Source organism: Bacteroides sp. f07 (assembly GCF_042854785.1).
Lineage (GTDB): Bacteria > Bacteroidota > Bacteroidia > Bacteroidales > Bacteroidaceae > Bacteroides.
On the sequence record NZ_BAABXI010000002.1, the window covers coordinates 781641 to 794789 of the forward strand.

At 42.6% G+C, this 13149-nt stretch carries 12 protein-coding genes; 9 read left to right on the forward strand and 3 right to left on the reverse strand.

All coding sequences use genetic code 11. The annotated features are described in order from the left end of the window. Nucleotides 1-31: 31 nt before the first annotated feature. The gene (locus tag ACGHVY_RS17975) at nt 32-1885 is read right to left on the reverse strand and encodes a glycoside hydrolase family 13 protein (RefSeq protein ID WP_390600436.1); all 1854 of its coding nucleotides are present in this window, start codon (nt 1883-1885) and stop codon (nt 32-34) included. 243 nt (nt 1886-2128) lie between these two features. Here ACGHVY_RS17975 and ACGHVY_RS17980 point away from each other — a divergent pair, with 243 nt between their 5' ends. Together ACGHVY_RS17980 and ACGHVY_RS17985 are read left to right on the forward strand one after the other, a co-directional pair. Continuing rightward, a complete protein-coding gene (locus ACGHVY_RS17980) occupies nt 2129-3724 on the forward strand; it encodes a DUF6377 domain-containing protein (RefSeq protein ID WP_390600437.1) in 1596 nt (531 codons plus the stop codon). A 165-nt stretch (nt 3725-3889) separates the two neighbouring features. After that, complete coding sequence (locus ACGHVY_RS17985) at nt 3890-5290, forward strand: alkaline phosphatase (protein WP_390600440.1); 1401 nt, start codon at nt 3890-3892, stop codon at nt 5288-5290. A gap of 99 nt (nt 5291-5389) precedes the next feature. Here ACGHVY_RS17985 and efp read toward each other — a convergent pair whose 3' ends face one another. Beyond that, entirely contained in the window at nt 5390-5956 is a 567-nt protein-coding gene (efp, locus tag ACGHVY_RS17990; protein WP_008766998.1) for an elongation factor P, read from the reverse strand. 192 nt (nt 5957-6148) lie between these two features. Between efp and rpmH the strand changes: the two genes are divergently transcribed. The 7 genes from rpmH to ACGHVY_RS18025 all read left to right on the forward strand — a co-directional run bounded on the left by rpmH (nt 6149) and on the right by ACGHVY_RS18025 (nt 11661). Next, nucleotides 6149-6307 (forward strand): 50S ribosomal protein L34, encoded by a 159-nt coding sequence (gene rpmH, locus ACGHVY_RS17995; RefSeq protein WP_004299762.1) that lies wholly within the window; start codon nt 6149-6151, stop codon nt 6305-6307. A gap of 378 nt (nt 6308-6685) precedes the next feature. Then, a complete protein-coding gene (locus ACGHVY_RS18000) occupies nt 6686-7336 on the forward strand; it encodes a PASTA domain-containing protein (RefSeq protein WP_308746676.1) in 651 nt (216 codons plus the stop codon). Between the two features lie 28 nt (nt 7337-7364). Next, nucleotides 7365-8438: an RluA family pseudouridine synthase gene (locus ACGHVY_RS18005; protein ID WP_390600443.1), complete on the forward strand. Its 1074-nt coding sequence runs from the start codon at nt 7365-7367 to the stop codon at nt 8436-8438. Continuing rightward, on the forward strand, nt 8435-9409 hold the full coding sequence (locus tag ACGHVY_RS18010; RefSeq protein ID WP_390600446.1) for a D-alanine--D-alanine ligase: 975 nt from the start codon (nt 8435-8437) through the stop codon (nt 9407-9409). The genes ACGHVY_RS18005 and ACGHVY_RS18010 overlap by 4 nt, the downstream gene beginning before the upstream one ends. A gap of 7 nt (nt 9410-9416) precedes the next feature. Next, entirely contained in the window at nt 9417-10565 is a 1149-nt protein-coding gene (locus tag ACGHVY_RS18015) for a 1-acyl-sn-glycerol-3-phosphate acyltransferase (protein WP_390600967.1), read from the forward strand. Continuing rightward, nucleotides 10562-11254, forward strand: coding sequence for a NigD-like C-terminal domain-containing protein (locus ACGHVY_RS18020; RefSeq protein ID WP_390600448.1), 693 nt, complete (start codon nt 10562-10564; stop codon nt 11252-11254). The genes ACGHVY_RS18015 and ACGHVY_RS18020 overlap by 4 nt, the downstream gene beginning before the upstream one ends. A 14-nt stretch (nt 11255-11268) precedes the next feature. Next, the gene (locus ACGHVY_RS18025; RefSeq protein WP_390600450.1) at nt 11269-11661 is read left to right on the forward strand and encodes a rhodanese-like domain-containing protein; all 393 of its coding nucleotides are present in this window, start codon (nt 11269-11271) and stop codon (nt 11659-11661) included. Nucleotides 11662-11709: 48 nt separating this feature from the next. Here ACGHVY_RS18025 and ACGHVY_RS18030 read toward each other — a convergent pair whose 3' ends face one another. Next, entirely contained in the window at nt 11710-13083 is a 1374-nt protein-coding gene (locus ACGHVY_RS18030) for a phosphatase PAP2 family protein (protein WP_390600453.1), read from the reverse strand. Nucleotides 13084-13149: the final 66 nt, after the last annotated feature.

Consider the following 13149-nt stretch of genomic DNA (forward strand, 5'->3'; position numbering starts at 1 on the left):
TACAGATAAATATAAGTCTCAGTGAACTTCTTTAAAAGGATAAAAGGTATATTCCACGACCCGGAAGTGTTAAATCCTTTCCTAGTTCTACTTTTTTATCTTCCAATACATTGTATGCAGAAGTATCAGGCAGTATTTCCCGGTAAGTATCCAAGCTGATAGTCTGCTCCCGGTCTGTTCCATTCAGGAAAACAACGACTGATTTATCACCCTGTTTCCTTTCGTACGCGTAGATGCCTTTACTCGGTGCGAAGTGTTTCAGTTTTCCTTTGGCTATAACTTCGTTTCCTTTTCTCCATTGGAGCAGTTTCTTCAGATAAGAGAAAGCTTCATTTTGTAGCGGAGTGCGGTATGCCGCATCGAAGTCATTATGAGTATCATTTTGCCAGCCGCCCGGAAAGTCACAGCGCAGTACTCCGTCACCGTTGGCTTTATCGGCTGCCATCAGGATTTCGGTTCCATAATATATCTGCGGAATCCCACGTGTTGTCAATAGGAATACTAACGCTTGTTTGTATCGGTTCAGGTTTTTAGTATCCGCTTCCGAACGATAGAAACGGGAAGTGTCGTGATTATCCAGGAAAGTCAATAGATTCATCGGGTCGGCAAAGACGATGTCTTGCGACAGGTATTCGTAAAGCCGGCACAGTCCGCCGTTCCAGTCGGTTGTTTCTTCATCGAAAGCTTTGTTCATATGTTCCATCAAGGGGAAGTCCATGACAGTGGGCAGATAAGTGTTTTTAGGATAGGTCAGTTTGCTGTCTTTCTGCCAATAAGAGATAAGTACATTACTGCCTAACCAGGTTTCGCCTACAATATTGAATTTGGGATACTCTTCGTTCACTGCCTTGCACCAATGAGCCATCATGTCAAAGTCTGCATAAGGGTGCGTATCCTGGCGGATTCCGTTAATACCGGCATATTCTATCCACCAGATACTACTCTGAATCAGATAAGTAGCTACATGGCGGTTCCGTTGGTTGAAATCCGGCATAACCTGGCTGAACCAACCGTCAACGGCTATTTTCTTTTCGTAATCGGAAGCATACGGATCCAGTTGGGTGGCAGTCTTAAAACTTGTCTGCACATAATTACCTTTGAAGTTGAACCAATCCTTGGAAGGCATGTCCTTATATAGATAGTTTTCACTTCCACAGTGGTTGAAAATCATATCCATCACTACTTTCATTCCTTTGGCATGTGCCTGGCCTACAAGATTCCGGAATTCTTCATTATTCCCGAAGCGGCGGTCTGACTGATAATAATCAGTGATAGCATAGCCGTGGTAAGAGCCTTCCTTCATGTCATTCTCCTGAATCGGGTTCAGCCATATGCTCGTCACGCCTAAGTCCGCAATATAGTCCAGATGCTTTTCAATCCCTTTAAAGTCACCGCCATGGCGGGCGAAGGAGTCGTTACGGTCTACCCTGGCTTCCAACATTCCGGGAATTATATCATTAGAGGAATCACCGTTTGCGAAACGATCCGGCATAATGAGATAAAGCACATCGCTGGAGTTGAACCCTTCTATCTGAGAAGAACCCGGCTTTCTTTCTTTGAGTTCGTAAGGAATTACGGTCTGCTTCTTTCCTTGTTTCAGAGTAATGTTGAATGTCTGCGGGGCTGCTTCCGAGATATTCAGATAGACAATCAGATAGTTTGGATTTTCTTGCCTGACAACCTCTTGCAAGGTGATGTCTTCGGAAGAGATACTGACTTCTGCAGACGCTATATGTTCTCCATATAGCAAAACCTGCAATTCCGGATTTTTCATGCCTGCCCACCAAAAAGCAGGAGCTACTTTTTTTATGACAGTTGCGGCATATACCGGGTTGCAACCAAATAGCAGTACAAGTAAGATTACAAATAGAAAATTCTTTTTCATGGTAACATAGATTTTAAATGTTTGCTCGGCGAACCGATGCTGCAAATGTAGGGGGATAGGGGTCAGCATTTCGGGACTAGAATATAAATATAAATACTTGTAATGCTTATTCTGTTGAAAATGAATGCGTTGATTGTAGGGAAACTATGCGAAAATACAAATAGGAATTAAAATAATTTTGACTGTATATTTCATAATCATTACTATATTCATTATATTTGTGACATCTTTAAAAAGTAACCTATGAGAAATGTAGCCTATATCTTAGCTTTTCTTTTAGTTTGTCCAACTTCACTGTTTGCAACACAGACGGATGATAATGCGGCAGTCCTTAAAAGACTGGATGATATTATAAATAAGAAAGAAACTTTTCAGGTTCAGAAAGAGAAGACTATTGATGCGCTGAAAGTGCAGCTCACTCATTCGGTTGCTCCTGCTGGCAAATATCACTTGTATGGCTCTTTATTCGATGCCTATCTTCATTATCAGGCAGATTCTGCACTCCATTATATAAATAGGAGGCAGCAGATTCTCCCCCAACTGGACCGCCCGGAGCTGGCAAATGAGATAATTATTGATCGTGCGACCGCATTGGGAGTGATGGGAATGTATATTGAAGCCATGGAAGAACTGGAAAAAATAAATCCGGTGAAGCTGGACAAACAAACATTACTATCTTATTATCAGACCTATCGTGCTTGCTATGGTTGGCTTGCGGACTATACCACCAATCAGGAAGAAAAGAAGAAATATCTGGAAAAGACAGATTTATACCGGGACTCTATCATTGGTATAATGCCTCCCGAAATAAACCGTACGATTGTATTGGCAGAAAAATGCATAGTCACAGGCAAAGCTGATACGGCTTTGGTGATGCTTAGTGATGCACTGAAAGATGCAGTTGACGAACGTCAGAAAGTCTATATCTACTATACATTGTCCGAAGCGTACGGCATGAAGGGCGATACGGAGAAGGAAGTTTATTATCTGATATTGACAGCTATTGCCGATTTGGAATCTTCGGTCAGGGAGTATGCCTCGTTGCAGAAACTGGCACACCTGATGTATGAATTGGGCGATATAGACCGCGCTTACAAATATCTGAGTTGTTCGATGGAGGATGCAGTAGCCTGTAATGCCCGTTTGCGGTTTATCGAAGTGACGGAATTCTTTCCTATTATAGACAAAGCTTATAAACTGAAGGAAGAAAAAGAACGTGCGGTTTCTCAGGCAATGCTTATCAGTGTCAGTATGCTGTCTTTCTTTCTTCTCATTGCCGTTTTCTATTTGTATCGTTGGATGAAGAAACTGTCTGCCATGCGGCGTGATTTGAGTTTGGCGAACAAACAAATGCAGGTCGTGAACAAAGAGTTGGAACAAACGGGAAAAATTAAAGAAGTATATATCGCCCGCTATCTGGACAGATGCGTCAACTATCTGGATAAACTGGAAACTTACCGTCGTTCATTGGCGAAGCTGGCTATGGCATCCCGTATCGAAGACCTGTTCAAAGCCATAAAGTCCGAGCAGTTCATCCGTGACGAACGGAATGAATTTTATAATGAGTTCGACAAGTCCTTCCTGAAACTTTTCCCGAATTTCATTACTGCTTTTAATGATTTGCTGGTAGAAGAGGGACGTATATATCCGAAATCCGACGAACTTCTGACCACGGAACTCCGGATTTTCGCATTGATTCGTCTGGGAGTGGTGGACAGTAACAAGATTGCTCATTTCTTAGGATATTCCCTGGCTACCATATATAATTATCGTAGCCGGATGCGTAATAAGGCGGTCGGCGATAAAGACCGGTTTGAGCAGGATGTGATGAATCTATAATATAGTAGTTCTGATAGTTATAATATGATTGGTTTTGTAATATAAATGATAAATATTCGCTGTATTCGAAATAAATATCCGCTATAACTGCTTGAATGCTCTCTGTATTTCTCCATTTTTTTCTATCTTTGTAGACGACTAATCTAATAATAAATTTACTAAGAAATGAAAAAGTTAATCTACACGCTGTTCTTTGTCCTTATCTCCGTGGTAGCAAACGGGCAGGCAAAGTACGTATTTTATTTCATCGGCGATGGAATGGGAGTGAATCAGGTAAATGGTACGGAGATGTATCAGGCTGAACTTCAAAACGGACGCATTGGCGTCGAACCTTTGTTATTCACGCAATTTCCGGTAGCCACCATGGCAACCACTTTCTCTGCAACAAATTCTGTGACCGATTCTGCTGCTGCGGGTACTGCACTGGCAACGGGACAGAAAACGTATAATCATGCAATTTCTGTAGGAGAAGATAAGAACGCGATTCAGACAGTAGCCGAAAAAGCTAAGAAAGCCGGCAAAAAAGTAGGTGTCACTACCTCAGTCAGTGTAGACCATGCTACTCCTGCTGCATTCTATGCACACCAACCGGATCGTAATATGTATTACGAAATTGCCCTTGATTTGCCGAAAGCAAATTTTGACTTCTATGCAGGCGGCGGTTTCTTGAAGCCGAATACTTCTTTTGACAAGAAGGAAGCTCCGAGTGTTTTCCCTGTTTTTGAAGAAGCAGGATACACAGTGGCACGTGGTTACAATGACTATAAAGCCAAAGCCGGTAAAGCAGACAAAATGATTCTTATCCAGAAAGAAGGTGCCAATCCGTCCTGTCTGCCTTATGCTATTGACCGTAAAGAGGGGGATTTGACATTAGCGCAGATTACTGAAAGTGCTATTGACTTCCTTACTAAGGGTAATAATAAAGGTTTCTTCCTGATGGTAGAAGGGGGAAAAATAGACTGGGCTTGTCATTCTAACGACGCTGCTACTGTGTTCAATGAAGTGAAAGATATGGATGATGCTATTAAAGTAGCTTACGAATTTTACAAGAAGCATCCGAAAGAAACTCTGATTGTAGTCACTGCAGACCATGAAACGGGTGGTATCGTACTTGGTACAGGAAAGTATGCGCTGAACCTGAAAGCACTGCAATATCAGAAACACTCTGCCGACGGACTTTCGCAGCGTATCAGCGAATTGAGAAAATCAAAGAGCAATAAAGTAACTTGGGAAGATATGAAAACATTCCTCGGCGAAGAAATGGGTTTCTGGAAACAATTCCCTATCTCTTGGGAGCAGGAAAAGAAGTTGCGTGATGAGTTTGAAAAATCATTCGTGAAAAATAAGGTGGTATTTGCCGAAAGTATGTACTCAAAGAGCGAGCCGATGGCTGCGCGTGCTAAAGAGGTGATGGATGAAATATCTATGGTCGGCTGGGTAAGTGGCGGACACTCTGCAGGTTTTGTTCCTGTATTCGCTATCGGAGCCGGTTCACATCTGTTCGGTGAAAAGATAGACAATACTGAAATACCGAGAAGAATTGCCAAGGCGGCGGGATATAAATGAGAAAAGTGATTAATGGGTTAGTGATTAACGATTAACAGGCTGAGCGCTATTATTCATGCTCCTCCCTAATCGTTAATCACTAATTCGTTAATCGCTAAATTATGCTTTCACACGTCCTACATAAGAACCGTCGCGAGTATCGATTTCGATTGTTTCACCTTCGCTGATGAACAAGGGAACACGAACTGTTGCGCCTGATTCTACAGTAGCAGGTTTCAAAGTGTTGGTAGCTGTATCACCTTTCATTCCCGGTTCTGTATAAGTAACTTTCATCTGGACTTTGATCGGCATATCTGCGTAAAGAACAGTTTCGGTAGAAGCATCTGAAACTACATCCAATACTGCGCCTTCGAGCAGGAAGTCAACGCCGTTGATTAAGTCGTGAGCGATAGGGTGCTGGTCGAAAGTTTCCTGATTCATGAAGATATAATCTTCTCCTTCTTTATATAAGAACTGATAAGGACGACGTTCTACACGTACATCTTCCAACTTTTCACCGATGTTGAAACGGCGTTCGAGAACGTATCCGCTAACTACATCTTTCAACTTTGTGCGCATGAAAGTGTTACCTTTACCTGGTTTTACATGCAGGAATTCAATACAGAAATAGAGTTTTCCGTCCATACGGATACAAGTTCCGTTTTTGATGTCTTGAGCATTAATCATACTGCTATTTTTCTTTTTATATTATTGTTATTTAATTGTTTTCGCAGGAAATCGAGTGCAAAAGTAATCTAAATCGGTAAAAAACACAAAAACTTTTGAGCAAAAATGAGTTATCTCTTGGTTAATTTAAAAAAAGTGCCTATTTTTGCAGCCCGATTACGTGGAATAATAACATAAAAACAAGATACAGTAATGAAAAGAACATTTCAACCCTCTAACAGAAAGAGAAAGAACAAACACGGTTTCCGTGAGAGAATGGCATCGGCTAATGGTCGTAGAGTATTAGCTGCCCGCCGTGCAAAAGGCAGAAAGAAACTGACTGTTTCTGATGAGTACAACGGACAGAAGTAATAATCACTTGTCATCAAGGAAATAAAAAAGGCAGAGAATTTGATCTCTGCCTTTTTTATTTCCTTCTGTTTTTTGAGGAATAGAATGTTAAAATGCTCTGCTGTTGGCTCTTGTTTATTCTTTTTTGCTTTTCTTTGTAGCCGAAATAAGGAAAAACATAAATAAGCAAACATATACGATGGAAGAATATATCCGGGAACTGAAAACCCGTATAATCATAATAAGGTTGTTGAAATCTATAGGAGTGGGGATTATAGTTGCAACAATTCTGGCGATGATAAGTGTCCTTGCGTCGTAAATGAGGTCATTTTTCATCGCCTACTTTTTAAAAGTTCAACTATTTTGTAGTATCTTTGGCGCATATTAACAGCAATGCGTATGACTATTAAAGAATTCTTTTCTTTTAAAACAAATAAATTTTTCTGGTTGAATATTATCGCCATGATTGTGGTGGTGGTAGTGATGGTATTCGGTGTGTTGAAATGGCTTGATATACATACACATCATGGGGAGACGGTTATGGTGCCCGATGTGAAAGGAATGACGGTGGAAGAAGCCACCAAAATGTTCCGTAATCATGGGCTGGTATGTGTGATTTCCGATACCAAATATGTCAAGGATAAGGCCGCAGGTATTGTTCTTGATTTAAAACCGGGAGTTGGAGATAAGGTAAAAGAAGGCCGTACTGTTTACCTGACCGTCAATACACAGGATATTCCTTTGCGTGTCATTCCTGATGTGGCGGATAATAGTTCTCTCCGGCAGGCAGAGGCCAAGTTGCAGAGTGCCGGCTTCAAACTGACCGAGATTCAATTGATACATGGTGAGAAAGACTGGGTATATGGCGTGAAGTATCAGGGACGTCAGTTGGCGGCAGGAGAAAAAGTACCCGTGGGTGCTTCCCTGACACTGATGGTAGGAAACGGAGCTGGTGATATGACCGAAGAAGACATAATTGGTGATGATACGGATACGGAAAAACCTGTGCCGTCGGATGCATCATCCACTCAGGATGATAGCTGGTTTTAATTGATAAATAACAGAAACAGACTCATACATGATAGAGGAAGAATTACCGGATGAACTGGACAATGATTTGGATGATATAGAACCTGTCGGTGACGAATCCCAGCTTTATGAACACTTCCGCGTGGTTGTGGATAAAGGGCAGGCGATGGTCAGAGTCGACAAATATCTGTTCGAACGTATTGTCAATGCTTCGCGCAACCGTATCCAGAAAGCTGCCGAGGACGGATTTGTTATGGCTAACGGTAAACCGGTGAAAAGCAGCTATAAAGTGAAGCCGTTGGATGTCATCACGGTGATGATGGACCGTCCGCGTTATGAAAATGAAATTATTCCGGAAGATATTCCCCTTAATATTGTTTATGAAGATCCCTATCTGATGGTCGTCAACAAGCCTGCCGGACTGGTGGTGCATCCGGGACACGGAAATTATCATGGCACGCTGGTCAATGCTCTTGCCTGGCATATGAAAGATAACGCCGATTATGATGCGAACGATCCGCACGTCGGACTTGTCCACCGGATTGATAAAGACACTTCGGGCTTGTTGGTGATTGCTAAAACACCGGATGCCAAGACAAATCTGGGAATCCAGTTCTTCAATAAAACGACCAAACGCAAGTATCGCGCTCTGGTATGGGGAACTGTAGAACAGGATGAAGGAACCATCGTCGGTAATATTGCCCGGAATCCGAGAGACAGGATGCAAATGGCAGTGATGTCCGACCCGACTGTGGGAAAACATGCCGTCACTCATTATCGCGTACTGGAACGTTTGGGATATGTAACTCTTGTGGAATGTATTTTGGAAACAGGGCGTACACATCAGATTCGTGTTCATATGAAACATATCGGCCATGTGTTGTTCAATGACGAGCGCTATGGCGGTCACGAGATACTGAAAGGTACTCATTTTAGTAAATACAAACAGTTTGTAAATAATTGCTTTGACACTTGTCCCCGACAGGCTTTGCATGCTATGACGTTGGGGTTTGTACATCCCGTCACAGGTGAGGAAATGCATTTTACTTCCGAACTTCCGGATGACATGACCCGGCTTATCGAGAAGTGGAGAGGCTATATAAGTAATAGAGAATTAGAATGAAACGCAACATTGCTATCGTGGCAGGGGGAGATACCTCTGAAATCGTAGTTTCCCTGCGTAGTGCACAGGGCATTTATTCCTTTATAGATAAGGAAAAGTATAATTTGTACATTGTGGAGATGGAAGGTCGCCGCTGGGAAGTACAATTGCCGGGCGGAAACAGGGTTCCGGTGGACAGAAATGATTTTAGCTTTACGAACGGGACGGAAAAAGTGGTGTTCGATTTTGCTTATATCACCATCCACGGCACACCGGGCGAGGATGGTCGCCTGCAAGGCTATTTTGACATGATGCGTATTCCGTATTCCTGCTGTGGGGTATTGGCCGCCGCTATTACCTATGATAAATTTGCCTGCAACCAATATCTGAAAGCTTTTGGCGTACGCATTGCCGAATCATTGCTGCTGCGTCAGGGACAATCGGTTTCCGACGAAGATGTCATTGAAAAGATCGGTTTGCCTTGCTTTATTAAGCCCAGTCTGGGGGGATCGAGTTTCGGCGTTACGAAAGTGAAAACGAAAGAACAAATCCAACCGGCCATTGTTAAGGCTTTCGGAGAAGCGGAAGAGGTGATTGTCGAAGCATTTATGGAAGGAACGGAGCTGACTTGCGGTTGCTACAAGACCAAAGAGAAAACGGTAGTCTTCCCGCCTACGGAAGTGGTGACGCATAATGAGTTTTTTGATTACGATGCAAAATACAATGGGCAGGTAGATGAAATCACTCCCGCACGCATCTCGGACGAACTGACCGGACGTGTACAGAAGTTGACTTCGGCTATCTATGATATATTGGGTTGCTCTGGCATTATCCGTGTAGATTATATAGTAACTGCCGGTGAAAAACTGAACCTTCTTGAAGTGAATACAACTCCGGGAATGACTGCTACCAGTTTTATTCCCCAGCAAGTGCGTGCAGCCGGACTGGATATAAAGGATGTGATGACTGATATTATTGAAAACAAATTTTAATCACATGATGGATCTGACAGAGTTTAATGAAATTCGTCCTTACAATGATGAGGAACTTCCTCAAATCTTTGAGGAACTGATTGCCGATCCGGCTTTTCAGAAAGCCGCCACCGGAGCTATACCGAACGTTCCATTCGAACTTCTGGCGCAGAAAATGCGTGCTTGTAAGACAAAGCTTGATTTCCAGGAAACATTCTGCTACGGCATTTTGTGGAAGATAGCGGCCGATCATACCGCCGGATTGACACTGGATCATACCGCCGTGCCGGATAAGAGCAAGGCTTATACATATATATCAAATCACAGGGATATTATTCTTGACTCAGGCTTTCTTTCCATTCTGCTGATTGACCAGGGGATGAATACTGTTGAGATTGCGATCGGGGACAATTTGCTGATTTATCCCTGGATAAAGAAACTGGTTCGTGTCAACAAGTCCTTTATTGTGCAGCGGGCATTGACCATGCGGCAGATGCTTGAATCTTCGGCACGAATGTCCCGTTATATGCATTACACCATTTCGCAGAAAAACCAGTCTATCTGGATTGCGCAGCGTGAAGGACGTGCGAAGGACTCTAATGACCGTACGCAGGACAGTGTTTTGAAAATGTTGGCAATGGGTGGCGAAGGCGACCTGGTAGAGCGCCTGATGGAAATGAATATTGCTCCGCTTGCCATTTCATATGAGTATGACCCTTGCGACTTTCTGAAAGCGCAGGAGTTTCAGTTGAAAAGGGATGTAGAGGGGTACAAGAAGACCACTCAGGACGATTTGATTAATATGCAGACCGGACTGTTCGGCTATAAGGGGAGAGTGCATTTCCAGGTTGCCCCCTGTATAAATGATGAATTGCAATATTTAGACCGTTCATTGCCGAAACCGGAACTGTTTGCCCGCATTTCTTCATGCATCGACCGCAGAATCCATCGCAACTACCGTATTTATCCGGGCAATTATGTTGCATACGACTGGCTGAATGGTACGACGGAATTTGCCTCCAACTATACCGGGGAGGAAAAACAACAGTTTATAAACTATATCGAACAACAATTGGGCAAGATAAATATTCCGGATAAGGATGAAGAATTTTTGCGTGAGAAGTTGTTGTTAATGTATTCCAATCCGTTAGTCAATTATTTAGCTACTTGCCGATGAGAAGAAAATTACATAGTATTTGGTTGTGGGGATTACTTTTCCTGATGACTGCTTGTGGGGATGATGACTATTATTATCCTTCGGTAAAACTGGAATTTGTTACGGTAGAGGCTGGGGAAGATGGCAGTATACAGACGCTTATTCCTGACAAAGGAGCGTTGTTGCCTGTTTGGGAAGACCGTACAGGTTCTACTATTTCTCCGAATACTTCCAGACGTGTAATGAGTAATTATGAAGTGCTGCCGGAAGGTGCCCGGATTTATTCTTTGCAATCACTTGTGACGCTTGACCCTAAACCGGAAGACGATCCGGTTTATAAGGATGGTATCAAGAAGGATCCTGTAGAGATGGTCAGTATCTGGCTTGGACGAAATTATCTGAATATGATTCTGAACCTTAAAGTCAGCACAGGCAAAGGACATGTCTTCGGCATAGTGGAAGATATATCCGAACTGGAAACAAAAGGCATTGTGAATATGTTATTATATCATGATGCGAACAGTGATGCGGAGTATTACAACCGACGCGCTTATATCTCTGTTCCTTTGGAGAAATATGTAAATGCAGAGGCTCCTGGGCGAACGATAAAGATTAAATTTAAGTATTATACGTACGGCGAGGATGGAGCTCCAGTAGAATCAGATAAGTATTGTGACCCCGGATTTGACTATGTACCGGGGCAGAATTGAAGAATTGAGTATATATGTTTAAAATGAATCAACTAGTCGTGGGAATATTTTTATTTCTTTCTTCCCTCTTCTCCTGTCAGCAGAAAGGGGACTTTCAGTCAATGAATGTAGAGGATTTCGATACTCTTATTCAGAATGAGGGTATACAACGCCTGGATGTCCGTACATTGGCCGAATATTCGGAAGGGCATATCGCCAAAACGATTAATATCAATGTGATGGATGATTCTTTTGCTGCGATGGCAGACTCGTTATTGCAAAAAGACAGACCGGTAGCTGTGTATTGTCGTAGCGGCAAACGAAGCAAAAAGGCTGCTGCTATCCTGAGTGAGAAAGGCTATAAAGTCTTTGATCTTGATAAGGGATTCAACGCTTGGCAAGAAGCTGGAAAAAAGATTGAACAATAGAAAATAGATTGAACAATAGATTGAACAATAGATTGGAATGTCTTCTCTTTATTTCCAAAATAAAGCATCAATCTCAGCTCCGATATAGAGATTGTGTAATGTGAAACGATAACTTCCTGTGATCGGTATTGATCGCTCTCCAGCTTTTGGAGAGTAATAGGTGTAGTCGGATTTTCCAATTCCTGTATTATAATTGACGAAAAACTTAACTCCCAGATTTTTGCCCGTGACGTGCATTATGTATGCGTTTAAATCTAAGTTGGGAGTGGGGTGAGTGACGCAGTGGATGAGGGGAGAGGCGTTCGCTTGATTTTTATAGTGTATATCTGCTCTGTACGTTCCTGCCCATCCTATACCTCCCATGATACTTCCACCTGCATACAGTCCGGGGATAAGCCTGCTGCTATAGTGTATGCCGCTCAGAAGACTTGTATAACTCATTGAACGCGCCTCGAAATTGTCTACTGATGGTTCTAGCTCAGGATGTGAGTTGAAAAAACGATTACTGTCTACATGAGGGGAGGCTTGGGAAACTGTGAACTTTCCACCCACTCCCCAATGAGGATGGAAAAACCAGGCTCCTGTGAGTGAAGAGGTAACTCCTCCCGTACCCGTAATTTCTATATAGTCCGGCAAATGAACTTCTTGCTCAACTATACTATATCCCATTTGCAGGCCGAAAAAAGAATAAGAATCGCTTTCGAGTTCCGATTTCCAGTCGAGTAAGGGACGTTTCAGCCCTTTTTCTTTAAAGATGAGCCCTGCCAGGTAATATCCCAATTCAGTGGAAATGATACCTATACCCGCTCCGGTCAAGACATCAGAGAGCCAATGTCGGTTATTGAGTTGGCGACTGATGGCCGTACCTGTGGCCAAAGAATATCCAAGTACACTATAGAGTGGGCTTCGTGTCATTCCGTATTCTTTGTGTAACATCGTGGCAAACATAAAGGCGGTTGCCGTATGTCCGGAAGGGAAGGAGTTGTTGCTGCTTCTGTCGGGGCGTTCTTTACTGATTGTACTTTTCAAAGAATTGACGGTCAAGGCCATGAGTCCTGCCGAAAAGGCATCGGAGGTCAACATACGTCCCCAAGAACTACGCCCTTCGACACCAAATGACTTTAAACCTAGCATGATGATTCCGGGAGAATATTGCAGATAGTCATCATAACGCAACTGGAAACGGGGAATGTAGGAGTTGCGCATATTCCTGAAAGCATGATCCTTCTGATAGAAGATACTTCCGGCTACAATCAGTGGAACACCGATATGTGTAGTTTGATAGAGTTTGCTATCTAATATCTGATGTTGGATGCGGATAATTTTATTCTTTGGAGAAATGCTGTCAATAGTTTCTCCTCTTAAAGAACAGAAAGTATAATTTACAAATAGTAATACTAATAGATATTGTGCACGTGTCATTCTACAAAATTAAGAGAGTTACTGTATATATAATGCTTTTATCGGCAAAAATGCTTCATCCTATAC